Below are 25708 nucleotides of genomic sequence, written 5' to 3' on the forward strand. Positions count from 1 at the left end.
GAGACCTCCGGCGTCTGCCACTTCGCCTACGACGACGAAGAGACCTGCATCGCCGAGGTCCGCTACCTGCTGTCCCTGCTCCCGCAGAACAACCGCGAGAACCCGCCCCGCGCCGAGTCCTCCGACCCGGTCGACCGCCGCTCGGACGTCCTGCTGGACCTCGTCCCGGCGGACGGCAACCGGCCCTACGACATGACCAAGGTCATCGAGGAGATCGTCGACGACGGCGAGTACCTCGAGGTCCACGAGCGCTGGGCCCGCAACATCATCTGCGCCCTGGGCCGGATGGACGGCCGGGTCGTCGGCATCGTCGCCAACCAGCCGCAGGCGCTGGCGGGCGTCCTGGACATCGAGGCCTCCGAGAAGGCCGCCCGCTTCGTCCAGATGTGCGACGCCTTCAACATCCCGATCGTCACTCTTCTGGACGTCCCCGGCTTCCTGCCGGGCGTCGACCAGGAGCACGGTGGCATCATCCGCCACGGCGCGAAGCTCCTCTACGCCTACTGCAACGCGACCGTGCCGAGGATCTCCCTGATCCTGCGCAAGGCCTACGGAGGTGCGTACATCGTCATGGACAGCCAGTCCATCGGTGCCGACCTCACCTACGCCTGGCCGACGAACGAGATCGCGGTCATGGGCGCCGAGGGCGCGGCCAACGTCATCTTCCGCCGCCAGATCGCCGAGGCCGAGGACCCCGAGGCCATGCGGGCCCGCATGGTCAAGGAGTACAAGTCCGAGCTGATGCACCCCTACTACGCGGCCGAACGCGGCCTGGTCGACGACGTCATCGACCCCGCGGAAACCCGCGAGGTGCTGATCAGGTCCCTCGCGATGCTCCAGAGCAAGCACGCCGATCTGCCGTCGCGCAAGCACGGCAACCCGCCGCAGTAACCCGGCGGACATCTGAGCCACGGAGACTGACACCCATGGACACTCCTGACATCCGCGTCGAGAAGGGCCACGCCGAGCCCGAGGAGGTCGCCGCGATCACGGCCCTCCTGCTGGCCCGTGCGGCCGCTCGCCCCACGGACCCGGCCCCGGCCCACCGCGGCCGCGTGAAGGCCGGCTGGCGCCGCCTGGAGCGCGAGCCCGGCTTCCGCGCCCCGCACAGCTGGCGCTGAGCGAAGAACCTGAAAGAAGGCCCCTCACGGAGGGGCCTTCTTTTTGCTTCGGGAGCGCGGGGAACGCCGCGGCAAGCCCCCACAAGCCCGCCCCCGGCAACGCGACAGCCCCCGGCAGCCCAGAGGCCGCCAGGGGCTGTCCCACAGCAACGGAGAACTACCGCAGACGAGCCATCAGCGCATGCTCGACCAGCGTGATCAACGCGGACTTCGCATCGGCCCGATGCCGGGCATCCGTCGTGATGATCGGGGTGTCCGGCCCGATCTGCAGCGCCTCGCGGACCTCGTCCGGCGTGTACGGCTGCTGGCCGTCGAAGCCGTTGAGCGCGATGACGAACGGCAGACCGCTGTTCTCGAAGTAGTCGACGGCGGGGAAGCAGTCGGCGAGCCTCCGCGTGTCGACCAGCACGATCGCGCCGATGGCGCCGCGCACCAGGTCGTCCCACATGAACCAGAAGCGGTCCTGGCCCGGTGTACCGAACAGGTACAGGATCAGGTCCTGGTCCAGGGTGATACGGCCGAAGTCCATGGCCACCGTGGTGGTGGTCTTGTCCCCGGTGTGGGTCAGGTCGTCGATGCCCGCCGAAGCGGACGTCATCACGGCCTCGGTGCGCAGCGGATTGATCTCCGAGACGGCGCCGACGAACGTGGTCTTGCCCACGCCGAAGCCGCCAGCCACCACGATCTTCGCGGAGGTGGTGGAGCGGGAAGGCCCTCCGCTAGAGCTTGCGAAGTCCACTGAGCACCCTTTCGAGCAGTGTCACGTCTGGCTGGCCGCCGGCGTTCTCGTCGCCGCCGGGCTGATGGATGGCGACCAGTCCCGCCTCCGCCAAGTCGGCGACGAGGATCCTGGCCACGCCGAGAGGGATCGTGAGGAGCGCCGAGATCTCGGCGACCGACTTGATCTCTCGGCAGAGGTTGCAGATCCGCTGATGCTCGGGCAACTGGCCCTGCATCTGGTGCGGCTGCGCAGTGGTGTGCACCAGCGCCTCGATGGCGAGCTGGTAACGCGGGCGGGTCCGGCCACCGGTCATGGCGTACGGACGCACCAGCGGGTTGTTCGACGCCCCGGCGGGCGCCGGCTCGGGGGCGCGGCGTTGCGGCTGCACCGGCTGGATGCGCGGGGCGTGCGGCTGGTCGTACGGCGACGGGCCGGGGCCCTGCGGCGTGTACGGCTGCCGGTGGCTCGGTGCGGAGGGAAAGTTGTAACGGTTCGGGTTCTGGCCACCGTCGCCCTGACCCTGGGCAGGGCCGTACGACCAGTTGCCCGACGAACCGCCTGGGGGTGTTGCCACTTTCTCCTCCTCCGACTGTGCCCGGCATCCAACGCTGTGGAGCCGCGTCCCAAGACCTTACGGCCAAGGGACGCCAAAACGCACCGTTCGTCTGTTAGTTGAGCAGGCTCCCCTGGAGCTCCGCACGAAGGTCCGGTGTCAGGACCGTACCGGCTCGGTCGACCAGCAGAGCCATCTCGTACCCGATGAGGCCGATGTCCGCCTCGGGGTGCGCGAGCACCGCGAGCGACGAGCCGTCGGAGATGGACATGATGAACAGGAATCCCCGCTCCATCTCCACGACCGTCTGGTTCACGCTGCCGCCCTCGAAGATGCGGGAGGCGCCTGCCGTCAGAGACGTCAGACCGGAGGCGACGGCCGCGAGCTGGTCGGCGCGGTCGCGGGGGAAGCCTTCGGACATCGCCAGAAGGAGTCCGTCGGCGGAGACCACCACCGTGTGGGACACCCCCGGGGTGTTGTCCACGAAGTTGGTGATCAACCAGTTCAGGTTCTGTGCCGCCTGGCTCATCGGGCTCACACTAACGCTCCTGGTTGTAGGTGCTGTCAGGACCGAAGCCCTGGCCGTTCGTTTCACTGCCTGCGCTGCGTCCGCGCTGGACGCCCCGACGCAGGTTGCTCAGCCTGCCCCGGACGTCCTCCGGGGCGCGGGAGACCTGTGGGCCTCCCTGGGGGGTGCTCTCGGCGGCGCCCTCGATCAGGTTGGCCTTGGGCACCCGCCGCGGCAGGCCGGAGGAGGTGACCCCGCCCGCCTTGGGCTTCCGGAGCTGCGAGGCCTGCTGCCACCGCTCGTCGTTGGCCGAGCGCCAGTCGTCGTCGCCGTTGCTCTCCTGGGAGGAGGCCGGCTGCTCCTGGCTCACGTGCCGTGCGCCGCCGGTGCCGTTCGCACCGCCGGCGGTGGCTCCGCGGCGGGGAAGCCCGGCGTCGGTCAGCGCCTGGGCGGCGGAGGGGGCCTGTCCCGGACGGTCGAAGCCTACGCGGTCGCGCTCACTGGCGTCAGCGGCCTGCGCAGATTCCGTTTCCGGGGCCTGAGCAGGGTACTGGTTCGGGTAGCCGTTGCGGTAACCCTCCTGCTGCGGCCAGTCGTCCTGGTGACGTCGCTGCCCGAAGGCCGGGAAGCCCTCGGACCCACCCGCGCCCTGCGCCGGGGACTCCTCCCGGGCCGGCTCCGCATAGGAGGGCTCCGGGTAGCCGCCGCCCGCCGAGGAGGTGTCGTTCTGCGGCAGTCCGCCGCCCGGCGCGTAGTACTGGTCGTCGTACGCGGACCGCTGCTGGTCGTCGTAGGCCGCCTGCTGCTGCTCGTACGAGCTCTGCTGCTGGTCCTCGTAGGCCCCCTGCTGCTGCTCCTCGTACGGCGTCTGCTGGTCGTACGAGGGCTGCTGCCGGTCGGGGTAACCGTGCCGGCCCGTGTCATAGCCCTGGCCGTTGTCGTAGCCCTGCTGCCCGTTGTACTCGTCGTACGCCTGGGCGGGCTCCTGGGAGCCCTGGGCGGGCAGCGCGGCCTGCTGCTGGGACTGGTTCTCCAGGGCCGCCCGGCGCTCCTCGCGCATCAGGGAGCGGCCGACGGGGTCCAGTTCGCGTATGTCGTCGGGGACATCCGTGTAACGGCTGTCGTCGAAGCCGAGCTCCGCGGCCGTGCGCATCGGCTGCTGGTGGAAGTTCTCGCCGCCGCCGAAGTTCTGCTCCGGGATGATCTGCGAGACGGTGAACTCGTCGCGGTCCACGTGGCTCTCGCCGCCACCGCCGTGGGTGATCGCGTCGGGCAGCATGACGAGCGAGGTCGTGCCGGCCTGCTCGCCCGAGGGGCGCAGCTGGACGCGGATGCCGTGCCGGTCGGACAGCCGGCCGACCACGAACAGGCCCATGCGCTGCGAGATCGCGGCGTCCACGGTCGGCGGGTTGGCCAGCTTGTGGTTGATGTCCGCGAAGTCCTCGGCGGTCAGGCCGATGCCCTTGTCGTGGATCTCGATCATCACGCGGCCGTCGGGCAGCCGGGTCGCGGTGACGCGGACCTTGGTCTGCGGGGAGGAGAACGTGGTGGCGTTCTCCAGCAGCTCGGCGAGCAGGTGCACGAGGTCGGTCACGGCCCGGCCGTGGATCTCCGCCTCCGGCACGCCCGACAGCTCGATGCGCTCGTACTGCTCCACCTCGGAGGAGGCGGCGCGCAGCACGTCGACCAGCGGCACCGGCTGGTCCCAGCGGCGGCCGGGCTCCTCGCCGGCGAGGACGAGGAGGTTCTCGCCGTTGCGGCGCATACGGGTCGCGAGGTGGTCCAGGCGGAAGAGGTTCTCCAGCTGGTCCGGGTCGGCCTCGTTGTTCTCCAGGTCGGTGATCAGGGTCAGCTGGCCCTCGATCAGCGACTGGTTGCGGCGCGAGAGGTTGGTGAAGATCGCGTTGATGTTGCCCCGCAGCAGGGCCTGCTCGGCGGCGAGCCGGACGGCCTCGCGGTGGACCTGGTCGAAGGCGCGGGCGACCTCGCCGATCTCGTCGGTGGTGGTGATCGGGATGGGCGCCACGCGGGTGTCGACCCGGCCGGGGTCGGTGCGCGAGAGCTGGTCGACCAGCATCGGCAGGCGCTGCTCGGCGATGCCGAAGGCGGCGGTGCGCAGCTGGCGCATCGAGCGGCTCATCTGGCGGGCGACCGCACCGGCCAGGATGAAGGCGAGGAGCAGGGCGAGGACGACGGCGGCACCGGTGATGTAGGCGTCGCGCTGGGCGTCGGCGGCGATGTCCGAGGCCTCGCTCACGGCCTTGTCGGCCATGTCCGCCTCGATCTTCTCGTACGCGTTGAACTTGAGGGTGTTGACCGCCCACCAGTTCTCGGCGGTGATGCCCTTGGTGGCGAGGGCGGCGCGGGCGCTCGGGTCCGTGCTCGGCAGGGTGACGAGGGCCCCGACCATCGTCTCGGGCTTGGACGGCGGGGGGACGTAATCCGGGTCCTTGGCCTTGGCCTCGCGGGCCATGGCGGCGCCCTCGGCCTTGATGTCGGCCTCGGCCGTCTTGAGCTTGGCCGCGTCCTGCTCGGTGCCACCGCCGACGTACTCGCCGATGGCGATGCGCTCGAGGTAGGCGTAGGAGGACAGGGCGACGCGCTGGCTGGCGAGGTTGCCGTCGTCCGGGCCGGGCTTGATCAGGATGTGCATGCCGATGGAGCGCTGCAGCGACAGGGCCGCCTTGGTCAGCTCCATGGCGTACACGGTCCGGCCGTAGCTGGTGATGTTGCCGGTGCCCAGGCCCAGCTCGTTGGCGAACTCGGTGAGGGGGTGGGCGATCTCGACGTAGCCCTCCTCCGTCTGCACGCCCTTGAGCTTGGAGGTGTACGCGGCCTGGCGCAGGGTGGCCAGCTTGGGCTCCACATCGTGGAACAGGTCCAGCCGGCGTACCAGGCCGGGCTTGGACGGCATGTCCTGCGCCGCGGCGTCGAACTCGTCGGCCGCCTTGTCGGTGAGCTTGCGGGCCTCGACGACGGTCTTGTCGTCCTTGCCCTTGCCCTGCAGCAGCGGGGCGGCGGTGATGTCGCGCTCGTTGTAGAGGGCGTTGGCGTACAGCAGGGAGGCCCGCACCAGACGCGCGGTGTTCTCCGCGTCCTCGGCCTCCTGCCAGGTGTCGATCGAGCTCTTCACCTGGAAGCCGCCCATGACGAGGCCGACCACCACCGGGATGAGCAGGATCGCGTTCAGCCGGGTCGCCACACGCCAGTTGCGCGGGGAGAAGCGGCCTCCGCTCGGGGCGGGGGCGGCCGTCGGCTCCGAACCGGGCACGGGGGCGGGCGCCGCTGTCCGCGGCGGCGGGGTGAAGTTGCCCCGGGCCGACGGCTCGGGACTGTTCTTGCTTCGCCTCACTCGACCAACAACCTCTCGGCGGTCGGCACCAACGTTGTGCCGCAGTTTCTCAGAGCCCCACGCACCATCTACGGACGAGTACGTCATTGACTATTGGGCAGTTCAGGCATTCCAGCACGACGACCTGCGCTCTTCCAAACAGTCCGAGGCGGTGAATCCCCGTGATGTAAGGCCCAGATAAAACGGTCATAAAGAGCGAGCCCCGCCAAAAGGCGGGGCGGTTGTGCGCGCAGTGAGACCGGGTGTGCGCGTCGAGTGGCGGTACCACCCGATTCCTCTGCCGAAACGTTATGAACACCTTGGCCGACCGTGTCAAAGGACACAGCCGGCTCCGGCGCATCTACGACAACTGCCGTATGTCGCTTTTGATTTGGGTGCTACCGCAGTCGTGCCATCAAAGCGTGCTCGACCAGCGTGATCAGGGCACTCTTCGCATCGGCCCGATGCCGGGCGTCCGTCGTGATGATCGGGGCGTCCGGCCCGATCTGCAGCGCCTCGCGGACCTCGTCCGGCGTGTACGGCTGCTGGCCGTCGAAGCCGTTGAGCGCGATGACGAACGGCAGACCGCTGTTCTCGAAGTAGTCCACGGCCGGGAAGCAGTCGGCCAGCCGCCGGGTGTCCACCAGGACCACGGCGCCGATGGCGCCGCGCACCAGGTCGTCCCACATGAACCAGAAGCGGTCCTGGCCCGGTGTACCGAACAGGTACAGGATCAGGTCCTGGTCCAGGGTGATACGGCCGAAGTCCATGGCCACCGTGGTGGTGGTCTTGTCCCCGGTGTGGGTCAGGTCGTCGATGCCCGCCGAAGCGGACGTCATCACGGCCTCGGTGCGCAGCGGATTGATCTCCGAGACGGCACCGACGAACGTGGTCTTGCCCACGCCGAAGCCGCCCGCCACCACGATCTTCGCGGAGGTGGTGGAACGACCCGCGTCAGAGCTTGCGAAGTCCACTGAGCACCCTTTCGAGCAGTGTCACGTCCGGTGCGCCGGTGGTCTCGTCGCCGCCCGGCTGGTGGATCGCGACGAGGCCGGCCTCGGCGAGGTCCGCGACCAGGATCCGGGCCACGCCCAGCGGCATGTTGAGCAGGGCCGAGACCTCGGCGACCGACTTCACCTCACGGCAGAGGTGGCAGATGCGCTGGTGCTCGGGGAGCAGTCCCATAAGCGCGGCGGGGTCCGCCGTCGTGCTGATCAGTGCCTCGATGGCCAGCTGGTAGCGCGGCCGCGTCCGGCCACCGGTCATGGCGTACGGCCTTACCAGTGGCTGGTCGCCCTCGTCCTCGTACGGCTCCGCGTACGGATCATGAGAGGCGGTGGGCGGGGTCATGAGTCCTCCGGGCTGGACAGCAAGTCGGTCGGTCGAGCCGTCTGAAGAGGCCTGTGTGGGGGATGTGGCGGCCGGACGGTGATGTGGTGAGACGGGTGGTGCCGGGGCCGATCAGTGGAGCAGACTGCCTTGGAGCTCGGCTCGCAGGTCCGGGGTGAGGACCGCGCCCGCGCGGTCGACCAGGAGCGCCATCTCGTAGCCGACGAGGCCGATGTCGCACTCGGGGTGCGCGAGGACGGCCAGCGACGAGCCGTCGGAGACGGACATGAGGAAGAGGAACCCCCGCTCCATCTCCACGACCGTCTGCGCCACGTCACCGCCCTCGAAGATCCGGGAGGCGCCCGCCGTCAGGGACGTCAGACCCGAGGCGACGGCCGCGAGCTGGTCCGCGCGGTCGCGCGGGAAGCCCTCCGACATCGCCAGGAGGAGACCGTCGGCGGACACGACGACGGTGTGGGACACCCCGGGGGTGTTGTCCACGAAGTTGGTGATCAACCAGTTGAGGTTCTGTGCCGCCTGGCTCATCGGACTCAACTAACGCTCCTGCTGGTGAGTGGGCCGTGGGTGGCTGCCGGTCTGGGTGGACCCGGCCTGACGACCCTGTGCGATTCCCCGACGGAGATTGGTCAGCCGGCCGCGCACGTCATCGGGCGCGCGCGAGACCTGCGGACCGCTCTGGTGGGACTGCTGCTGCGCCGTGCCCGGGACGAGGTTGGCCCGGGGCACCCGGCGCGGCAGGCCGGAGGTGGTGATACCGCCCGCGGCGGGCTGGCGGACGCGCTCGGCCTGGCGGACGAGGTCGTCGTTGGGCGAGGTGCGCCAGCCGGCGGAGGCGGACCGCTGCGGGCCGGTGGGCTGCTGCGGTGCTTGGGGGGCGGCCGGAGCGGAGCCGTTGCCGTGCTGCTGCTCCTGCTGGCCGTGGAACCAGTTGGTCTCCAGCGTGTCGTACAGCGGCGTACGGCCGTCGCCCGGGCCGGTCGCCGGCGGCAGGGCCTCGGGCTCCTGCCGGACGGGCCGGGCCTGCGGGGCGGGCGGGCGCGGGGCGCCGAAGTCGGCTCCGTTCCGCCCGCCGTCGGCCTGCGGACGCTCGAACTGGCCCGTGCCCGCCGGGTCGGCCGGGGTGGCCGGACCCGGGAGGGTCGGCCGGCCGGCGCCGTTGCCCTGGTGGGGCACCGGGTACTGACCCGTGGAGCCGTTGTCCTGGCGCGGCGCCGGGTACTGCCCGGTCGAGCCGTTGCCGTAGGACTGCGGGGCCTGCGGCGCCGGGTACTGGCCCGTCGAGCCGTTGCCGTTGTCGTACGACTGCTGCGGGACCTGGTACTGGCCCGGCGCGGGAGACGCCTCGCGGCGGCCCTGCTGGGTGCCGAAGACGTCCGGGCGGACGAACTGGCCCGGCCCCTGCTGGGCGTTCGGGTCGTGGGCGTACGGGTCCTGCTGCTGGGGGACGGTGTAGTCGGCGGGCCCGCCGGGGTTCTGCCGGCCGGCGTCGCGCGGCACGGCCGGGATCTCCGCCGTGGCGCCCGGACCCTGCCGGTCGTCGATCCGCGGCAGCGCGGCCGTACGGGGGCCGTCCGCGTCCTCGTGTCCACGCGGGGTGTCCAGCGAGGCACGGGGCACCGGCGGCTGGGCGTTCTCGTCGCTCCAGCTCGGCTGGCGCGGCTGCTGCGCGTCACCACCGGGCAGCTCGGCACGCGCGCCACCGCCGCGCGGCGGCAGCTGCGGCCTGCGGCCACGTCCGCGGCCCTTGCCCTGCTGGGCGTCGCCGCCCTGCTGCGGCCGGCCGCGGCCACCGCCGAAGGCGTCCTGGCCCTGCGGTCCCTCGGCGCCCGCGGCCTGCAGGCCCTGCGAGGCACCCGGGGCCTGGCCGAACCCGGCACCGGCCGGGGCCTGGTTCGGACGGCCCTGCTCGAACATGGAGTTGCCCTGCCCCTGCGGTCCGCGCGGCGCACCCGGACCGGCCGGGCGGCCGGCGTCGCCGTCCCGCCCGGGCAGCGCGGCGCGCGAGCCCTGGCCGACGGCCGGCCGGCCACCGCCGCCGAAGGCACCCGCGATACCGGGGGTGCCGGCACCCTGGCCGGACGGGACGGCCCGCCGGGCCGCCGCCACGCCCGCCGCCGCCTGCGCGGCGGCCGGACCGCCACCGCCGGCCGGCGGCTGACCGCCCTGCTTGGGCTGGGGCTTCTTGCCGCCCTGGGCGACGTCGACGGGCAGCATGACCAGCGCGGTCGTACCACCGGAGTCGGACGGGCGGAGCTGGATGCGGATACCGTGCCGCTGGGACAGCCGGCCGACCACGAACAGACCCATGCGGCGGGAGACGGAGACGTCCACCGTCGGGGGAGAGGCGAGGCGTTCGTTGATCGCCGCGAGGTCCTCGGGCGAGAGGCCGATGCCGGTGTCGTGGATCTCGATCAGCACCCGGCCGTCGGGCAGGGCGTGACCGGTGACCTTCACCTTCGTCTGCGGCGAGGAGAACGATGTCGCGTTCTCCAGCAGCTCGGCGAGCAGGTGCACGAGGTCGTTGACCACGCGGCCGGCCACTTCGGTGGTCGGCACGGAGGCCAGCTCGATGCGCTCGTACTGCTCCACCTCGGACGCGGCGGCGCGGAGCACGTCGACCAGCGGGACCGGACGGGTCCACCGGCGGCCGGGCTCCTCACCCGCGAGGACGAGGAGGTTCTCACCGTTACGGCGCATGCGGGTGGCGAGGTGGTCGAGCTTGAACAGCGACGACAGCTGGTCCGGGTCGGCCTCGCGGGACTCCAGCTCGGAGATCAGCGACAGCTGGCGCTGGATCAGACCCTGGGAGCGGCGCGAGAGGTTGGTGAACATCGCGTTGACGTTGCCCCGCAGCAGGGCCTGCTCGGCGGCGAGGCGGACCGCCTCGCGGTGCACGTCGTCGAAGGCCGCGGCCACCCGGCCGATCTCGTCCCGGGAGTGCACGCCGACCGACTCCACGGACGTGTCGACGTCCTGCGGGTCGGACTCGGACAGCTGCTTGACCAGCTCGGGCAGGCGGTCGGAGGCGACCCTGGTGGCGGTGTCCTCCAGGCGCCGCAGCGAGCGGATCATGGAGCGGGCCACGACGAAGGCGCCGACCAGCGACACACCGAGCACGAGCAGGATCAGGGCACCGGAGATGATCGCGTCGCGCTCGGTGGCGCTGCGCAGCTCGCGGGCCTTCTGCTCCATCTCCTCGAGCAGCGTGTGCTCGATGTTCTTCATCTGCTGGATCTTGGTGGTGCTGTCGTCCAGCCAGTCGCGGTAGGACCGCTTGTCCTGCTGGGCCAGACCGCTCGCGGAGATCAGCACGCGGTCCGCGTAGGTGTCGGTGGCCTTGATCGTGCTGTTGCCGCCGTCCTCGATCGGCTTCAGCAGATTGGCGGCCGCTTCCTCGCCGTAGATGCTCTTGAAGCTGCGGATCTCGGACTTCTGGCTCTCCGAGGCCGACTGCGCGTACAGCCGGTCGTTCGGCGAGAGCTTGCCGGTCGTGGTGTCGTTCGCGGGCAGCGCCGCCGCGAGGGCCGCGCGCTGGATGGAGGAGTACTCCTTGGCCGCGGAGAACGACGCGAGCGCACGCGTGCGCTGGATCATGTCCGGGTTGCTGGTCGCCTCGGCCATGTCCTGGGAGAGGTCGATCAGGCTCTCGATCAGACGGTGGTAGGCCTCGACCGTCTGGGTGGAGTTGCCCTTGGTCTCGTAGGCGCCCTTGCGGATCTGCTCCAGGTCGCCGAGCTCGCTGGCCAGCTGGACGAGGTACTCGCGGACGCCGGCGAGGTTGCCGTCCTTGCTGGCGCTGTCGATCTCCTCGGAGCTGTCGAGGAAGTTCTTCCTCGCCCGGTCCGTCTTCTCGCGCAGCCCCTTGACCGCGAAGTCGGTGGCCTTGCCGCCGTGCGCGAGCGGGCCGGCCGACTGGTCGCGCTCGTCCTGGAGGGCGGCGGACAGCTCGGTGGCCTGCTTGGTGATGTCCGTCAGCAGCTTCATGTTGTCGAGCTGCTGGATGTCGTCCATCGACTGGTTGATGCGCAGCGCGCCGAGCGAGGTGGCCGCGACCACCGGCAGCGCGAGCAGCGACACCAGTCGCGTGGAGATGCGCCAGTTGCGCAGGGCTATTCGCGGACCGGGACCGGTGGGGCCCAACGGCGGCTTCAGCGACGCGGCCTGGCCCGTCGCCCCCGAAGGAGCCGGCGCACCGGGACGCTCACCACCGTTGCCCGAAGGGCCCGGGTTCTGGGCGTGCTGGGGCGAGGGGCCGCCATTCATGGGGCCAGTCCCGCCGTGCGGCTCCGGCTCCGCCGAAGCGTTGCCATCCCTCTTGAAACGTCCCTGCACTAGCGTCGCAACCTCTGGACCAGGCACCCCGTCGTGTGAACGGCGGAGCACGGTGTCGGCGTTCTGGGGACGCCCTGAATTACGCCCCCGTGGTGGTCGTGGGTGACCGGCGCTGGCTCCCCCTTCTCACCCGCCGCACGGCGCGTCGGTGCGCCCCCTGTGCGCCGGCTCGATCCTGCGGCGGTCCGTGAGATTCCAGCACAGCACAGGATCTCCAACAAGGCCCGTAAGCCGAGCCGTGACCTAGGTGACACCACGTGAGGGCCGGATCACCGGACGTAGAAAGGGAGTTCGTCCATTTCGGACGTATGCCCGCGAGTCGCCGAGCGGCCGCAGGTGTCCCAGTCGCCATGATCAGGAGCGGAATGATGGCTTCAGGGGGGCAATGTCCGCTTAGTCGCCTCGGAGTGGCCGTCCGGATTGACCGATTCGCCCCCTGGCTGGTGAGCAAACTCACACGCTGAAGATGAGCACCCGACGGTTGAGCCGGGAATCCGGTGTTTAGCCTGACGCTTTACAGACATGGCAAAACCGACAACCCGCGCCCGCGTGGGGGGCTCGCACGCGCCCTCCCGGCGCCCGTCAACAGGACAGGGTCAAGTAAACAGTGAAGACGACGACGATGTTCCACAAGATCGCCAACCCGCGGCGCACGACGCTGGCGCACCTCGCGGGTGCCGACGAACTGCAGACGCCGCAGCAGCCGGAGCACCCCGTCGAACTCCCGACCCAGACCGCCAACCCCAGGCGCACCGTCCTCATGGAGATCCCGGTGGCGGCCGGCGCGGCCGCCGAGTGACACCAGGAAGTACGCGCGCCGGCCGCCGGATGCTCACGGCGGCGGCACACGGATCGCGAAGGGGCGCCCCCACGACGGGGGGCGCCCCTTGTGCATGTACGGCGTCCCGCCGATGTGCGCGGGGCTCGGCGTCCTCCCCGCGTTAGCCTGGAGCGTCAGACTCCAGCCGCTTCAGTCAAGGGGCCAAGCATCCCGTGCGCATCGCCAGATTCTCCATCGACGGGAACGTCGCCTTCGGCGCCATCGAGGGCGAGAAGCAGGACGAACTCGTCCTGGACATCATCAAGGGCATCCCGTTCGCGGACTACGAGCTGTCCGGCACGAAGGTGCCGGTCGGCAAGGTGAGGCTGCTGCCGCCGGTGCTGCCCAACAAGGTCGTGGCCTTCGGCCGCAACTACGCGGAGCACGCACGCGAACTGGGCAACGAGGTCCCCGAGGCGCCCTTCGCCTTCTTCAAGCCGTCCACCTCGGTGGTCGGCCCCGGCGACGAGATCCAGTACCCCTCCTTCTCCACCGAGGTGCACCACGAGGCCGAGCTGGCCGTGGTCATCGGCCGGATGTGCCGCGAGGTCCCGCGCGAGCGCGTCAAGGACGTGGTCTTCGGCTACACCTGCGCCAACGACATCACCGCCCGCGACGTCCAGAAGCGCGAGAAGCAGTGGGCCAGGGCCAAGGGCTTCGACACCTCCTGCCCGCTCGGCCCCTGGGTGGAGACCGACCTCGACCCCTCCGACCTGACCATCCAGCTCACGGTCAACGGACAGCAGCGCCAGCTCGGCCGCACCAGCGAGATGATCCACTCGGTCGAGGACCTGATCGTCAACATCTCCGAGGCCATGACGCTGCTCCCCGGCGACGTGATCCTCACGGGCACCCCGGCTGGGGTCGGCCCCCTCACCGTCGGCGACGAGGTCGCCGTCACCATCGAAGGCATCGGCACTCTCACCAACAAGGTTGTCAAGCGTGGCTAGCGCATCCGCCCCAGCAGTCCGTGTCCGTTTCTGCCCCTCGCCCACCGGCAACCCCCACGTGGGTCTGGTGCGCACCGCCCTGTTCAACTGGGCGTTCGCCAAGCACCACCAGGGCACTCTGGTCTTCCGCATCGAGGACACCGACGCGGCCCGCGACTCCGAGGAGTCCTACAACCAGCTGCTCGACTCCATGCGCTGGCTGGGCTTCGACTGGGACGAGGGCCCCGAGGTCGGCGGCCCGCACGCGCCCTACCGGCAGTCCCAGCGCATGGACCTCTACAAGGAGGTCGCGCAGAAGCTGCTCGACGCCGGCCACGCCTACCGCTGCTACTGCTCCCAGGAGGAGCTGGACACCCGGCGCGAGGCCGCCCGCGCCGCAGGCAGGCCCTCCGGCTACGACGGCCACTGCCGCGAGCTGACCGACGCCCAGGTCGAGGAGTACACGGCCCAGGGCCGCGAGCCGATCGTCCGCTTCCGGATGCCCGACGAGACGATCACCTTCACCGACCTGGTCCGCGGCGAGCTGACCTTCACCCCGGAGAACGTCCCGGACTACGGCATCGTCCGCGCCAACGGCGCCCCGCTGTACACCCTGGTCAACCCGGTCGACGACGCCCTGATGGAGATCACCCACGTCCTGCGCGGCGAGGACCTGCTCTCCTCCACCCCCCGCCAGATCGCCCTGTACAAGGCGCTGATCGAGCTGGGCGTCGCCAAGGAGATCCCGTCCTTCGGCCACCTGCCGTACGTGATGGGCGAGGGCAACAAGAAGCTCTCCAAGCGCGACCCGCAGTCCTCCCTCAACCTCTACCGCGAGCGTGGCTTCCTCCCCGAGGGCCTGCTCAACTACCTTTCGCTGCTCGGCTGGTCCCTCTCCGCCGACCAGGACGTCTTCTCGATCGAGGAGATGGTCGCCGCGTTCGAGATCTCCGACGTGAACCCCAACCCGGCGCGCTTCGACCTCAAGAAGTGCGAGGCGATCAACGGCGACCACATCCGCATGCTCGACGTGAAGGACTTCACCGAGCGCTGCCGCCCGTGGCTCCAGGCGCCGTTCGCCCCCTGGGCCCCGGAGGCCTTCGACGAGGCGAAGTGGCAGGCCGTCGCGCCGCACGCGCAGACCCGGCTGAAGGTCCTGTCGGAGATCACCGACAACGTCGACTTCCTGTTCCTGCCGGAGCCGGTGGAGGACGAGGCCAGCTGGGCGAAGGCCATGAAGGAGGGCTCGGACGCCCTGCTGCGCACGGCCCGCGAGAAGCTGGAAGCCGCCGACTGGACCTCCGCCGAGTCGCTCAAGGAGGCCGTCCTGGCCGCCGGCGAGGCCCACGGCCTCAAGCTCGGCAAGGCCCAGGCGCCCGTCCGCGTCGCCGTCACCGGCCGCACGGTCGGCCTGCCGCTCTTCGAGTCCCTGGAGATCCTGGGCAAGGAGACGACCCTGGCCCGTATCGACGCGGCGCTGGCCAGGCTGGCCGCCTGACCCCGAGCACGACCCCCCGAGCACGACCCCCGAGGGCGGCGCCCACTCCGGGTGCCGCCCTCGCCGCGGCACGACGACCCCGGGCTGAAGGCCCGCCGGGGTGGGTACGGTCGGGGCATGAGCATCCGAGCCGTGGTCTGGGACGTCGACGACACCCTCTTCGACTACACCAGCGCCGACCGCATCGGCATGCGCGCCCACCTCGTGGCCGAGGGCCTGCTCGACCACTACGGCACGGCCGAGCAGGCCCTCGCCCAGTGGCGGGACGTCACCGACCGGCAGTGGGCCCGCTTCGCCGCCGGCGAGGCGACCTTCGAGGCCCAGCGCCGCGACCGCGTGCGGGTGTTCCTGGACCGGGAGCTGACCGACGAGCAGGCCGACGCCTGGTTCCGGCGCTACCTCACCCACTACGAGGCCGCCTGGTCCCTGTTCCCGGACGTCCTGCCCGTCCTCGACGCCCTCTCCGCCACCCACCGCCACGCGGTGCTCTCCAACTCCAGCCTGCAGGTCCAGGACCGCAAGCTGCGCGCCCTCGGCGTCCACGACCGGTTCGAGAGCATCCTGTGCGCCGCCGAGCTGGGCGTCTCCAAGCCCGAGGCGGGCGCCTTCCTCGCCGCCTGCGATGCCCTGGCCCTGCCGCCGCACGAGGTCGCCTACGTCGGCGATCACCCGGAGATCGACGGCCGGGGTGCCGCCGACGCCGGACTGCTGTCGGTGTGGATCGACCGCGGCGGCCGGTACGCCACGATCGACCCGCCCTCCGGGCCGCACCGCATCGCGTCCCTGGCCGAACTGCCCTCTGTGCTGGGTGCCGATACTCGTTTTGGAGCCCCGTCCACCTTCAGGTAATGTTCTTCCTGCGCCGCGGGGAGCGGGCCGGAAGGCCGGAACCCCAGGGCGCACAGCTAGAACACGATCCCCCCAGGGGCTTGCGTTCCAGTGGCCTATGGTGTAATTGGCAGCACGACTGATTCTGGTTCAGTTAGTCTTGGTTCGAGTCCAGGTAGGCCAGCTCGCAGAGCTCATCTGCAAAGCCCCCGTTGTGTAGCGGCCTAGCACGCTGCCCTCTCAAGGCAGTAGCGCCGGTTCGAATCCGGTCGGGGGTACTGGTTCCGGAGATCGGCAGATCGACGATCGCCCCGGAACTGCTAGGGCCCCCGTTGTGTAGCGGCCTAGCACGCCGCCCTCTCAAGGCGGTAGCGCCGGTTCGAATCCGGTCGGGGGTACTGACTGGTCTAAACCACATTGGTCTATGGTGTAATTGGCAGCACGACTGATTCTGGTTCAGTTAGTCTTGGTTCGAGTCCAGGTAGACCAGCTCGGGCCTGCGGAAACGCAGTGTCCAGGCCCCCGTTGTGTAGCGGCCTAGCACGCCGCCCTCTCAAGGCGGTAGCGCCGGTTCGAATCCGGTCGGGGGTACACATCGCAAGAGGCTCCTCACTTCGGTGAGGAGCCTCTTGCGTATGCCGTGGGGGCGCGGGGAACTGCGCGAACGGCCACTGGACGGCCCGCAGGCGACGTCGAAACCGGCTCTGCCGGGCGCCGGGTCGGGGGAGGCCTGCCGCGGCGTTGAGGCCGGCCCACCCCGAAGCGCTCCGTCCCCTCAGCCGGTGCGCCGCAACGCCTCGGAGAGACGCCCCGCGGCGTCGATCACGGCCTGCGCGTGCATCCGCCCCGGGTGACGCGTCAACCGCTCGATGGGCCCGGACACGGACACCGCGGCCACCACACGGTTGGACGGCCCCCGCACCGGCGCGGACACGGACGCGACGCCCGGCTCCCGCTCACCGATCGACTGGGCCCAGCCGCGCCGGCGCACGCCCGACAGGGCCGTCGCCGTGAAGCGGGCGCCCTGCAACCCCCGGTGCAGCCGCTCCGGCTCCTCCCAGGCCATCAGGATCTGCGCCGAGGAGCCGGCCTTCATCGTGAGCGTCGAACCGACCGGGACCGTGTCCCGCAGTCCGGACAGCCGCTCCGCCGCGGCGACGCAGATGCGCATGTCGCCCTGACGGCGATAGAGCTGCGCGCTCTCGCCCGTGACGTCCCGCAGGTGTGTGAGCACCGGGCCGGCGGTGGCCAGGAGACGGTCCTCACCCGCTGCCGCGGCCAGCTCGGCCAGCCGAGGGCCGAGAATGAAACGGCCCTGCATGTCCCGCGCCACCATGCGGTGGTGCTCCAGCGCCACGGCCAGGCGGTGGGCCGTGGGTCGTGCCAGTCCGGTGGCGCCGACCAGACCCGCGAGGGTGGCCGGACCGGACTCCAGAGCGCTCAGGACGAGGGCCGCCTTGTCCAGAACGCCGACGCCGCTACTGTTGTCCATGCAACGATACTCCCGTCTCACTCTGTGAAACGCAAGTTCAATTTTCTTCCGAACGCGCCACCCTGGAATCACGAAGTCACAACGGGCCCGTGACGTAAGGGCCTGGCGGTGTGCGCCCGGAATCAGGGGAACGGGCGCCGCCTCCTCAAGATCTCTAGTTGGGTCGGCGGACCGTCGCCGGCCGGAGGGAACAGCGATGGGTAGGACACTCGCGGAGAAAGTCTGGGACGACCACGTCGTCCGGCGCGCGGAGGGCGAGCCCGACCTTCTCTTCATCGATCTGCACCTGCTGCACGAGGTGACCAGCCCGCAGGCCTTCGACGGCCTCCGCAAGAGCGGCCGCACCGTGCGCCGCCTCGACCTCACCATCGCCACCGAGGACCACAACACCCCCACCCTCGACATCGACAAGCCGATCGCCGACCCGGTCTCCCGGGTGCAGCTGGAGACGCTGCGCAAGAACGCCGCCGACTTCGGTGTGCGCCTGCACCCGCTGGGCGACGTCGAGCAGGGCGTGGTGCACGTCGTGGGCCCCCAGCTGGGCCTGACCCAGCCGGGCACCACCGTCGTCTGCGGCGACTCCCACACCTCGACCCACGGCGCCTTCGGCGCGCTGGCGTTCGGCATCGGCACCTCGCAGGTCGAGCACGTGCTGGCCACCCAGACGCTGCCGATGACCCGCCCCAAGACCATGGCGATCACGGTCAACGGCGAACTGCCCGAGGGCGTCACCGCCAAGGACCTGATCCTGGCGATCATCGCGAGGATCGGCACGGGCGGCGGCCAGGGCTACGTCCTGGAGTACCGCGGCGAGGCCATCGAGAAGCTCTCGATGGAGGCCCGCATGACCATCTGCAACATGTCGATCGAGGCCGGCGCCCGCGCGGGCATGATCGCCCCGGACGAGACCACGTTCGCCTACCTCCAGGGCCGTCCGCACGCCCCCGAGGGCGAGGACTGGGACGCGGCCGTCGCCTACTGGAAGACGCTGAGGACGGACGAGGACGCCGAGTTCGACGCCGAGGTCGTCATCGAGGCCGCCGAGCTGTCCCCGTTCGTCACCTGGGGCACCAACCCCGGGCAGGGCGCACCGCTTTCGGCGTCCGTCCCCGATCCCGCTTCGTACGAAGACGCATCGGAGCGCCACGCCGCCGAAAGGGCCCTGGAGTACATGGGGTTGGAGGCCGGGCAGCCGCTGCGCTCCATCAACGTGGACACCGTCTTCGTAGGCTCCTGCACCAACGGCCGCATCGAGGACCTGCGCGCCGCCGCCGAGCTGCTCCAGGGCCGCAAAGTCGCCGACGGGGTACGGATGCTGGTCGTCCCGGGCTCGGCGCGGGTCGGTCTGCAGGCCGTCTCCGAGGGTCTGGACGTCGTCTTCAAGGAGGCCGGCGCCGAATGGCGGCACGCGGGCTGCTCGATGTGCCTGGGCATGAACCCGGACCAGCTCGCCCCGGGTGAGCGCTCCGCGTCCACCTCCAACCGCAACTTCGAGGGTCGGCAGGGCAAGGGCGGCCGTACGCACCTGGTGTCACCGCAGGTGGCGGCGGCGACGGCCGTGCTGGGCCACCTGGCCTCCCCGGCCGACCTGTCCGACGCCGACGTTCCCACGCCCGCTGGAGTCTGATCAGTCATGGAAGCTTTCACCACCCACACCGGCCGGGCCGTCCCGCTGCGCCGCAGCAACGTCGACACCGACCAGATCATCCCCGCCCACTGGCTCAAGAAGGTGACGCGGGACGGGTTCGAGGACGGACTGTTCGAGGCCTGGCGCAAGGACCCCGAGTTCGTCCTCAACCGCCCCGAACGGCAGGGGGCGACCGTCCTGGTCGCCGGGCCCGACTTCGGCACCGGCTCCTCGCGTGAGCACGCCGTCTGGGCGCTGCAGAACTACGGCTTCAAGGCCGTGATCTCCTCCCGCTTCGCCGACATCTTCCGCGGCAACTCGCTGAAGAACGGCCTGCTCACGGTGGTGCTGGAGCAGCAGACCGTGGACGCGCTGTGGGAGCTCACCGAACAGGACCCGCAGGTCGAGATCACCGTCGACCTGGAGCGCCGCGAGGTGCGCGCCGGGGGCGTCACCGCCTCCTTCGAGCTGGACGAGAACTCCCGCTGGCGGCTGCTGAACGGCCTCGACGACATCTCGATCACCCTGCAGAACGAGGGGGACATCGCCGCCTACGAGGCGAAGCGCCCGTCGTTCAAGCCGCGGACGCTGCCGGTCTGAGCCACAGCACGGCCCCGGCGCCCGAGCAAGGCGACTTTCGGCCACCGCAACACCCCGCCCGTACCCCCGATCAGCCCGATCGGGGGTACGGGCGTTTCTGCACCCGAACGGCCCTGCCCGCCCCCCGGAGCGAGGGCAACTTCCCACGTTATGCAGGTGGTTGCCGGGGTAGGCGGGTGTCACAGCCGTGACTTCCACAGGTGCCTGGAAGGCCGTCCGGGGCCGCAGTTGTGCCCTGCGCAGGCGACAACTCGCCCCAGATGGCACAATCTGTGCATGGAACACGACGGCCAACTCGAGCTCTATGCGGCGGTCGCGGACCAACTCAAAGAAGCGCATGCAAGGGTGCGCGCACTGCAAGTCCCGGAGGGCGTACGGATGGCGCTGACCCGGAAGCTGCTGGTCATTACGGCCGCGGCCAAGCACGATCTCGCCGACGCGGCAAGGCGGCTGGAGCGGTTCACCGCGGATCTCGACGAGGGACGTCTCCCCGTCGAGGAACGCTGAACCGTACGGCACCGTCGAGTTCGTTGCGGCACAAGGGTGATAAGCCCGTTTCGTGTTTGATTTGCGGTATATATCTGCCTAACGTGCGAAAAAGCTTGAACACTTTCGTTCTGGCGATGTCTCCGAAGGGGAAGACGTGAACAAGGCGCAGCTCGTAGAAGCGATTGCCGACAAGATGGGCGGCCGCCAGCAGGCCGCCGATGCTGTCGACCATGTACTGGACGCCATCGTCCGCGCGGTGGTCGCGGGTGACCGGGTCTCGGTCACCGGCTTCGGTTCCTTCGAGAAGGTCGACCGTCCGGCCCGCTACGCCCGTAATCCCCAGACGGGCGAGCGGGTTCGGGTCAAGAAGACCTCCGTTCCGCGCTTCCGTGCGGGCCAGGGCTTCAAGGACCTGGTCAGCGGCTCGAAGAAGCTCCCGAAGGGTGACATCGCCGTCAAGAAGGCCCCCAAGGGCAGCCTGTCCGGCCCGCCCGCCACGATCGCCAAGTCCGCGGGCAAGAAGGCCGCGGCGAAGAAGACGGCGGGAGCGGCGAAGACCACCACGGCGCGCAAGACGGCCGCCAAGAAGACGGCCGCCACGTCCAAGACGGCCGCCGCGAAGAAGACCACGGCGAAGAAGGCGCCCGCCAAGAAGACGGCGGCCACCTCCAAGACCACCGCGGCGAAGAAGACCACCGCGAAGACGGCCCCCGCCACGAAGAAGGCCACGGCCAAGAAGGCGCCGGCCAAGAAGTCCACTGCGCGCAAGACCACCGCCAAGAAGACCACCGCCCGCAAGAAGTAAGGGCGCCGGGTACTCACACGCCGGGCCGGACTCCCCTGGGGAGCCCGGCCCGCGGCGTGTCCGGCGTGTGGTCGCTGGTGGTCAGAGGGTCTGCAGGGTCACCAGAGTGATCCGGAGGTCTTCCCTCGCGCCCTCCACCTCGATGCGCACCCGCTGCCCCGGACGCAGCAGGAGCAGGCCGCCCGCGTCGAACGCCGCGGCGTCGAAGGGCACCGGGGTGCCGTCGTCCAGGAGCACCTGCCCGCTGCGGCTTTCGGGGTCGTACGTGTACGCGGTCGCCTGCATGGCCGCAGCCTACTGCCCGGGTATCAGCAACCGCGCGGCGGCCGCGGCCGTATGAGGGCCGACGCCCAGGGCCAGCGCGGTGCGCAGGTCGTCGCCGGTGTCCACGTCCTGGCGGACCGAGTCGACGCCGGCGAGGGCCAGTTCCACCGCCCCGGACGCCCGGTGCCGGGCACGGGAATCGGCGCCGAACGCCGGGCGCAATTCCCGGCCCGGGCCCGCGGCCAGCAGCGTCGTGCCGATTGCGGCGGCGTCCGCGAGGAATGCACGCGGGAATTCCCCGGCGGCGTCGAGCACCCGGGACAATTCGCCGGGGCGCAGGGCCGGCAGGTCGGCGTTGAGCGCCGCCACCCGGGCCGCCGGGCGGCCCGACCGTACGACGTCCGCCCCGTGGGCCAGGGCGGCGTTGAGACCGCTCGCCGGTTCGTCGGCGACGATCGCGGCGCCCAGTGCGGCCAGCTCGCGGACCGCCCGGCCGTCGTCCGTGACGACCGCCACATCACGTACCGCCGGGCAGGACAGCGCGGCCGCGACGGTGTCCTGGGCGAAGGCGAGCGCCAGATCCGGCCGCAGCCCGTCGTCCGCGGTGTCCGCGAGCCTGCTCTTGGCCCGGGCCAAGGGCTTCAGGGGTACGACCAGGGTCCACTGCACGGGGGTCCGTCCTCCTCTTGTCGCGGTCATTGTCACCCGGGGCCTGAGGGGCGCGGCGTGCCGGGGCGTACGGTGTTCTCGACAGACCGGCGGGCTGGGGCGACACTTGTGCGGCCCCCCGAGGCCCCCGCTCCAGGCCCTAGAGGAAGGTGTCCGCGTGTCCCGCCGCAGAATCGGCTTCTGGTACCGCTTCGCTGCGGTGATCTGCAAACCGCCGCTGGTGGTTCTGCTCAAGCGGGACTGGCGCGGAATGGAGAACATTCCGGCCGAGGGTGGATTTATCACCGCGGTGAACCACAATTCACACATCGATCCCTTCGCTTACGCGCATTTCCAGTACAACACCGGACGCGTCCCGCGATTCCTCGCGAAGAGCGGTCTTTTCAAGAAGGGATTCGTCGGGGCAGCGATGCGCGGCACCGGCCAGATCCCCGTCTACCGGGAGAGCACGGACGCGCTGAGTGCCTTCCGGGCCGCCATCGACGCGGTGAACCGCGGGGAATGCGTCGCCTTCTACCCCGAGGGCACCCTCACCCGTGACCCGGACGGCTGGCCCATGACCGCCAAGACCGGGGCCGCCCGCGTCGCCCTGCAGACCAAGTGCCCCGTGATCCCGGTGGCGCAGTGGGGCTGCAACGAACTGCTGCCGCCGTACACGAAGAAGCCGCACCTGCTGCCGCGCAAGACGCACCGCGTGCTCGCCGGGCCCGCGGTGGACCTCTCCCGGTTCTACGACCGGGAGATGACCGCGGACCTGCTGAAGGAGGCCACCGAGGTCATCATGGCCGCGGTCACCGCCCAGCTGGAGCAGATCCGCGGCGAGAAGGCGCCCGAGACGCCCTACGACCCGCGGCGGGAGCGGATCGAGCAGCGGCGCCGCACGCAGGCGCAGGCGCAGCGGGCCGAGCAGCGGCCGGAGCGCACGGTGCACTCGGCGCCGTCGTCGCAGACCTCGCAGTCGACGCAGGAAGAGGGGCTGGGTACGTGAGCAAGCCGGTCAAGGCGGCGGTCCTGAGCGCCGGTTCGTGGGGCACGGCCTTCGGCATGGTGCTGGCCGACGCCGGGTGCGAGGTCACCCTGTGGGGACGCCGCCCGGAGCTCGTGGAGGCGATCAACTCCACCCGTACCAACCCCGACTACTTCCCGGGCGTCGAGCTGCCCGAGCGCGTCCGCGCCACGACCGATCCGGCCGAGGCCGCGGCCGGCGCCGACTTCACCGTCCTGTCGGTCCCCTCACAGACCCTGCGCGGCAACCTCGCCGAATGGTCCCCGCTGCTCGCTCCGGACACGGTCCTGGTGTCGCTGATGAAGGGCGTCGAACTCGGCTCCGCCATGCGGATGAGCGAGGTCATCGACGACGTGGCCAAGGTCGGCCAGGACCGGATCGCCGTGGTCACGGGCCCGAACCTGGCCCGGGAGATCGCCGCGCGGATGCCGGCCGCGGCCGTGGTCGCCTGCACCGACGAGGCCGTCGCCCGGCGGCTCCAGGCCGCCTGCCACACCCCGTACTTCCGCCCGTACACCAACACGGACGTGGTGGGGTGCGAACTGGGCGGGGCCGTGAAGAACGTCATCGGCCTGGCCGTGGGCATCGCGGACGGCATGGGGCTCGGCGACAACGCCAAGGGCTCGTTGATCACCCGCGGCCTCGCCGAGACCACCCGGCTCGGCATGGCCCTGGGCGCCGACCCGCTGACCTTCTCCGGACTCGCGGGCCTGGGCGACCTGGTGGCCACCTGCTCCTCCCCGCTGTCGCGCAACCACACCTTCGGCACCAACCTCGGCAAGGGCATGACCCTGCAGGAGACCATCGCGGTCACCAAGCAGACCGCCGAGGGCGTCAAGTCGTGCGAGTCGGTGCTGGATCTGGCTCGCCGGCACGGCGTCGACATGCCGATCACGGAGACGGTCGTCGGCATCGTGCACGAGGGCAAGCCTCCGGTGGTCGCCCTCAAGGAGCTGATGTCGCGCAGCGCGAAGCCCGAACGACGCTGAGCGACGCGGCCCCGCGGCGCTGTCTCCGGGCCCTACCACCGGGTACTCTCATCGCGATATGAGCACCGAGAACCTCCCCCAGAGCCCCGAGCAGCCGCCTCGCAAGCCGCGTGTGGCCGTCGTGTTCGGCGGGCGCAGCTCCGAACACGGGATCTCCGTGGTCACCGCCGGCGCCGTCCTGAAGGCCATCGACCGGACGAGGTACGACGTCCTGCCGATCGGCATCACCCAGGACGGCCGTTGGGCGCTCACGGCGGACGAACCGGAGCGGATGGCGATCGTGGACCGGCGCCCCCCGAGCGTGGACGCCATCGCCGAGTCCGCCGAGGGAGGGGTGATCCTCCCGGTCGACCCGGCCAGCCGCGAAGTCGTCTACAGCGAGCCCGGTTCGGTGCCCAAGGCGCTCGGCGAGGTCGACGTGGTCTTCCCGGTGCTGCACGGCCCCTACGGCGAGGACGGCACCCTGCAGGGCCTGCTGGAGCTCTCCGGCGTCCCGTACGTGGGCTCGGGCGTGCTCGCCTCGGCCGTCGGCCAGGACAAGGAGTACATGAAGCGGGTGTTCACCTCCTTCGGGCTCAAGGTCGGCCCGTACGTGGTGATCCGGCCGCGCGAGTGGGAGGGCGACCGGGCCGCTGCCCGCAAGAAGATCGTGGACTTCGCCGGTGAGCACGGCTGGCCGCTCTTCGTGAAGCCCGCGCGGGCGGGTTCCTCCATCGGCATCACCAAGGTCGAGGACCTCTCCGGCCTGGACGAGGCCGTCGCCGAGGCCCAGCGGCACGACCCGAAGATCATCGTCGAGGCGGCCCTGCGCGGCCGTGAGATCGAGTGCGGGGTCCTGGAGTTCGAGGACGGCCCCCGTGCCTCCCTGCCCGCCGAGATCCCGCCGCCCCAGGCGCAGGCGTACTACGACTTCGAAGCCAAGTACATCGACTCCACGCCCGGTATCGTGCCGGCGCCGCTGACGCCCGAGGAGACGGCCGAGGTGCAGCGCCTGGCGGTCGACGCCTTCGAGGCGGCGTCCTGCGAGGGGCTGGTCCGCGCGGACTTCTTCCTCACCGAGGACGGCGAGTTCGTGATCAACGAGATCAACACCATGCCCGGCTTCACGCCCATCTCGATGTACCCGCAGATGTGGCAGGCGAGCGGGGTGAGCTACCCCGAGCTGATCGACCTGCTGGTGCGGGCGGCCCTGCGGCGCCCGACCGGCCTGCGCTGAACAGACGGGCCGGGCGCGCGCCCGGCCGCAGGAGGTCAGGAGGCGATCCCCTTGGGGATCGCCTTCTTCACGGCCGGGGCCAGGTCGATCAGGGCGGCGGAGCTGTCGACCCCCTCCGGCACCCGGACCTCGACGTACGCCTCGCGGTTGGCGGTGGTGAACCGGTGGCCGTCACCCTGCCGTTCCATGAGCCAGTCGACGCCGTTCACCCCGCCGGCCACCGCGTCGGAGTCCCGCCCCTCGGCCACCTTCGGATCGACCATCTTCGGCGGCTGCGGCACACCGCAGCGCAGTATGATCGCCGGGCTGCCCCAGGCCGCCGTCAGCGCGGACGCGGGCTCGGGATCCCCGCGGCGCTCACCGTCCACCTTCGCGGGCAGTACCTTGTCCAGGTTCCGGCACAGTTCCGCGACCTTCGCGTCGGGGCTGGGAACCGCCGTCGACGCGCTGTCGTCTGCTGAGGAGCAGCCCGCCGCAGTGATCAACAGCGCGAGAGCGGGCAGGCGGGACAGGCGGAGCACACGACGGTGCCGGTGACGGAAGGAGTTCACCGGCCCAGG

General features: G+C 70.6%; 25 protein-coding genes and 5 tRNA genes. 18 read left to right on the plus strand and 12 right to left on the minus strand.

Going from position 1 to position 25708, the window contains the following annotated elements; translation table 11 throughout:
• Both ACZ4M5_RS28765 and ACZ4M5_RS28770 read left to right on the plus strand, forming a co-directional pair.
• Positions 1-891: acyl-CoA carboxylase subunit beta (locus ACZ4M5_RS28765; protein WP_467740968.1), on the plus strand; the 891-nt coding region annotated here is incomplete at its 5' end.
• A gap of 35 nt (positions 892-926) precedes the next feature.
• The gene (locus ACZ4M5_RS28770; protein ID WP_333933783.1) at positions 927-1121 is read left to right on the plus strand and encodes an acyl-CoA carboxylase epsilon subunit; all 195 of its coding nucleotides are present in this window, start codon (positions 927-929) and stop codon (positions 1119-1121) included.
• 157 nt (positions 1122-1278) lie between these two features.
• Here the strand turns inward: ACZ4M5_RS28770 and ACZ4M5_RS28775 are convergent, their stop codons facing one another.
• From ACZ4M5_RS28775 to ACZ4M5_RS28810, 8 genes are all read right to left on the minus strand, one after another.
• Positions 1279-1860, minus strand: a complete 582-nt coding sequence (locus ACZ4M5_RS28775; RefSeq protein WP_014675207.1) for a GTP-binding protein — start codon at positions 1858-1860, stop codon at positions 1279-1281.
• Positions 1841-2416 (minus strand): DUF742 domain-containing protein, encoded by a 576-nt coding sequence (locus ACZ4M5_RS28780; RefSeq protein WP_467740970.1) that lies wholly within the window; start codon positions 2414-2416, stop codon positions 1841-1843. Before ACZ4M5_RS28780 ends, ACZ4M5_RS28775 begins: the two co-directional genes overlap by 20 nt.
• A 94-nt stretch (positions 2417-2510) precedes the next feature.
• Positions 2511-2924 (minus strand): roadblock/LC7 domain-containing protein, encoded by a 414-nt coding sequence (locus ACZ4M5_RS28785; RefSeq protein WP_004983065.1) that lies wholly within the window; start codon positions 2922-2924, stop codon positions 2511-2513.
• 10 nt (positions 2925-2934) lie between these two features.
• Positions 2935-6255 (minus strand): nitrate- and nitrite sensing domain-containing protein, encoded by a 3321-nt coding sequence (locus tag ACZ4M5_RS28790; RefSeq protein WP_467740972.1) that lies wholly within the window; start codon positions 6253-6255, stop codon positions 2935-2937.
• 377 nt (positions 6256-6632) lie between these two features.
• A complete protein-coding gene (locus tag ACZ4M5_RS28795; protein ID WP_003993187.1) occupies positions 6633-7208 on the minus strand; it encodes a GTP-binding protein in 576 nt (191 codons plus the stop codon).
• Complete coding sequence (locus ACZ4M5_RS28800) at positions 7189-7584, minus strand: DUF742 domain-containing protein (RefSeq protein WP_159535968.1); 396 nt, start codon at positions 7582-7584, stop codon at positions 7189-7191. Before ACZ4M5_RS28800 ends, ACZ4M5_RS28795 begins: the two co-directional genes overlap by 20 nt.
• Positions 7585-7695: 111 nt before the next feature.
• Positions 7696-8109: a roadblock/LC7 domain-containing protein gene (locus ACZ4M5_RS28805; RefSeq protein WP_005479910.1), complete on the minus strand. Its 414-nt coding sequence runs from the start codon at positions 8107-8109 to the stop codon at positions 7696-7698.
• A 9-nt stretch (positions 8110-8118) separates the two neighbouring features.
• Complete coding sequence (locus tag ACZ4M5_RS28810; protein WP_467740975.1) at positions 8119-11916, minus strand: sensor histidine kinase; 3798 nt, start codon at positions 11914-11916, stop codon at positions 8119-8121.
• Between the two features lie 607 nt (positions 11917-12523).
• Here ACZ4M5_RS28810 and ACZ4M5_RS28815 point away from each other — a divergent pair.
• From ACZ4M5_RS28815 to ACZ4M5_RS28855, 9 genes are all read left to right on the plus strand, one after another.
• On the plus strand, positions 12524-12715 hold the full coding sequence (locus tag ACZ4M5_RS28815; RefSeq protein WP_467741268.1) for a hypothetical protein: 192 nt from the start codon (positions 12524-12526) through the stop codon (positions 12713-12715).
• A 194-nt stretch (positions 12716-12909) separates the two neighbouring features.
• Positions 12910-13686, plus strand: a complete 777-nt coding sequence (locus ACZ4M5_RS28820; protein ID WP_467740977.1) for a fumarylacetoacetate hydrolase family protein — start codon at positions 12910-12912, stop codon at positions 13684-13686.
• A complete protein-coding gene (gene gltX / locus ACZ4M5_RS28825; RefSeq protein ID WP_467740979.1) occupies positions 13679-15163 on the plus strand; it encodes a glutamate--tRNA ligase in 1485 nt (494 codons plus the stop codon). Before ACZ4M5_RS28820 ends, gltX begins: the two co-directional genes overlap by 8 nt.
• 117 nt (positions 15164-15280) lie before the next feature.
• Positions 15281-16012, plus strand: a complete 732-nt coding sequence (locus tag ACZ4M5_RS28830; protein ID WP_467740981.1) for an HAD family hydrolase — start codon at positions 15281-15283, stop codon at positions 16010-16012.
• Between the two features lie 91 nt (positions 16013-16103).
• A tRNA-Gln gene (locus ACZ4M5_RS28835) sits at positions 16104-16175 on the plus strand.
• A gap of 21 nt (positions 16176-16196) precedes the next feature.
• Positions 16197-16269: transfer RNA gene (locus ACZ4M5_RS28840), tRNA-Glu, on the plus strand.
• A gap of 47 nt (positions 16270-16316) precedes the next feature.
• Positions 16317-16389 (plus strand) — tRNA-Glu (locus tag ACZ4M5_RS28845).
• 20 nt (positions 16390-16409) lie between these two features.
• Positions 16410-16481: transfer RNA gene (locus ACZ4M5_RS28850), tRNA-Gln, on the plus strand.
• A gap of 28 nt (positions 16482-16509) precedes the next feature.
• Positions 16510-16582 (plus strand) — tRNA-Glu (locus tag ACZ4M5_RS28855).
• Between the two features lie 184 nt (positions 16583-16766).
• Here ACZ4M5_RS28855 and ndgR read toward each other — a convergent pair.
• A complete protein-coding gene (ndgR, locus tag ACZ4M5_RS28860) occupies positions 16767-17483 on the minus strand; it encodes an IclR family transcriptional regulator NdgR (RefSeq protein WP_020270051.1) in 717 nt (238 codons plus the stop codon).
• A 196-nt stretch (positions 17484-17679) separates the two neighbouring features.
• Here ndgR and leuC point away from each other — a divergent pair, with 196 nt between their 5' ends.
• The 4 genes from leuC to ACZ4M5_RS28880 all read left to right on the plus strand — a co-directional run bounded on the left by leuC (position 17680) and on the right by ACZ4M5_RS28880 (position 21004).
• On the plus strand, positions 17680-19110 hold the full coding sequence (leuC, locus tag ACZ4M5_RS28865; protein ID WP_467740983.1) for a 3-isopropylmalate dehydratase large subunit: 1431 nt from the start codon (positions 17680-17682) through the stop codon (positions 19108-19110).
• A 6-nt stretch (positions 19111-19116) separates the two neighbouring features.
• Positions 19117-19710, plus strand: a complete 594-nt coding sequence (leuD, locus tag ACZ4M5_RS28870; RefSeq protein ID WP_467740985.1) for a 3-isopropylmalate dehydratase small subunit — start codon at positions 19117-19119, stop codon at positions 19708-19710.
• Positions 19711-19986: 276 nt separating this feature from the next.
• Positions 19987-20217, plus strand: coding sequence for an SCO5555 family protein (locus tag ACZ4M5_RS28875; protein WP_333933759.1), 231 nt, complete (start codon positions 19987-19989; stop codon positions 20215-20217).
• A gap of 136 nt (positions 20218-20353) precedes the next feature.
• Positions 20354-21004 (plus strand): HU family DNA-binding protein, encoded by a 651-nt coding sequence (locus ACZ4M5_RS28880; RefSeq protein WP_467740988.1) that lies wholly within the window; start codon positions 20354-20356, stop codon positions 21002-21004.
• Between the two features lie 81 nt (positions 21005-21085).
• Here the strand turns inward: ACZ4M5_RS28880 and ACZ4M5_RS28885 are convergent, their stop codons facing one another.
• Entirely contained in the window at positions 21086-21289 is a 204-nt protein-coding gene (locus tag ACZ4M5_RS28885) for a hypothetical protein (protein ID WP_451877111.1), read from the minus strand.
• 9 nt (positions 21290-21298) lie between these two features.
• On the minus strand, positions 21299-21937 hold the full coding sequence (cofC, locus tag ACZ4M5_RS28890) for a 2-phospho-L-lactate guanylyltransferase (protein ID WP_467740990.1): 639 nt from the start codon (positions 21935-21937) through the stop codon (positions 21299-21301).
• 157 nt (positions 21938-22094) lie between these two features.
• Here cofC and ACZ4M5_RS28895 point away from each other — a divergent pair, with 157 nt between their 5' ends.
• The 3 genes from ACZ4M5_RS28895 to ACZ4M5_RS28905 are packed head-to-tail and all read left to right on the plus strand — an operon-like array spanning position 22095 to position 25148.
• Positions 22095-22925 carry a lysophospholipid acyltransferase family protein gene (locus ACZ4M5_RS28895; protein ID WP_467740992.1) on the plus strand — a complete coding sequence of 277 codons (831 nt, stop codon included), beginning with the start codon at positions 22095-22097 and terminating at the stop codon, positions 22923-22925.
• Entirely contained in the window at positions 22922-23932 is a 1011-nt protein-coding gene (locus ACZ4M5_RS28900; protein WP_467740994.1) for an NAD(P)H-dependent glycerol-3-phosphate dehydrogenase, read from the plus strand. The genes ACZ4M5_RS28895 and ACZ4M5_RS28900 overlap by 4 nt, the downstream gene beginning before the upstream one ends.
• A gap of 58 nt (positions 23933-23990) precedes the next feature.
• Positions 23991-25148 carry a D-alanine--D-alanine ligase family protein gene (locus ACZ4M5_RS28905; RefSeq protein ID WP_467740996.1) on the plus strand — a complete coding sequence of 386 codons (1158 nt, stop codon included), beginning with the start codon at positions 23991-23993 and terminating at the stop codon, positions 25146-25148.
• 35 nt (positions 25149-25183) lie between these two features.
• Here the strand turns inward: ACZ4M5_RS28905 and ACZ4M5_RS28910 are convergent, their stop codons facing one another.
• On the minus strand, positions 25184-25699 hold the full coding sequence (locus ACZ4M5_RS28910; RefSeq protein WP_467740998.1) for a DUF3515 domain-containing protein: 516 nt from the start codon (positions 25697-25699) through the stop codon (positions 25184-25186).
• Positions 25700-25708: the final 9 nt, after the last annotated feature.

The sequence above is a fragment of the Streptomyces sp. NPDC026246 genome (genome assembly GCF_055567995.1).

What these genes read in the sequence shown, in the direction of transcription:
- ACZ4M5_RS28785 (WP_004983065.1), bottom strand. Translation starts at nt 2,924, where the DNA reads ATGAGCCAGGCGGCACAGAACCTGAACTGGTTGATCACCAACTTCGTG.
- ACZ4M5_RS28800 (WP_159535968.1), bottom strand. Translation starts at nt 7,584, where the DNA reads ATGACCCCGCCCACCGCCTCTCATGATCCGTACGCGGAGCCGTACGAG.
- ACZ4M5_RS28875 (WP_333933759.1), top strand. Translation starts at nt 19,987, where the DNA reads ATGGAACACGACGGCCAACTCGAGCTCTATGCGGCGGTCGCGGACCAA.
- ACZ4M5_RS28905 (WP_467740996.1), top strand. Translation starts at nt 23,991, where the DNA reads ATGAGCACCGAGAACCTCCCCCAGAGCCCCGAGCAGCCGCCTCGCAAG.
- ndgR (WP_020270051.1), bottom strand. Translation starts at nt 17,483, where the DNA reads ATGGACAACAGTAGCGGCGTCGGCGTTCTGGACAAGGCGGCCCTCGTC.
- ACZ4M5_RS28805 (WP_005479910.1), bottom strand. Translation starts at nt 8,109, where the DNA reads ATGAGCCAGGCGGCACAGAACCTCAACTGGTTGATCACCAACTTCGTG.
- leuC (WP_467740983.1), top strand. Translation starts at nt 17,680, where the DNA reads ATGGGTAGGACACTCGCGGAGAAAGTCTGGGACGACCACGTCGTCCGG.
- ACZ4M5_RS28770 (WP_333933783.1), top strand. Translation starts at nt 927, where the DNA reads ATGGACACTCCTGACATCCGCGTCGAGAAGGGCCACGCCGAGCCCGAG.
- ACZ4M5_RS28885 (WP_451877111.1), bottom strand. Translation starts at nt 21,289, where the DNA reads ATGCAGGCGACCGCGTACACGTACGACCCCGAAAGCCGCAGCGGGCAG.
- ACZ4M5_RS28830 (WP_467740981.1), top strand. Translation starts at nt 15,281, where the DNA reads ATGAGCATCCGAGCCGTGGTCTGGGACGTCGACGACACCCTCTTCGAC.
- leuD (WP_467740985.1), top strand. Translation starts at nt 19,117, where the DNA reads ATGGAAGCTTTCACCACCCACACCGGCCGGGCCGTCCCGCTGCGCCGC.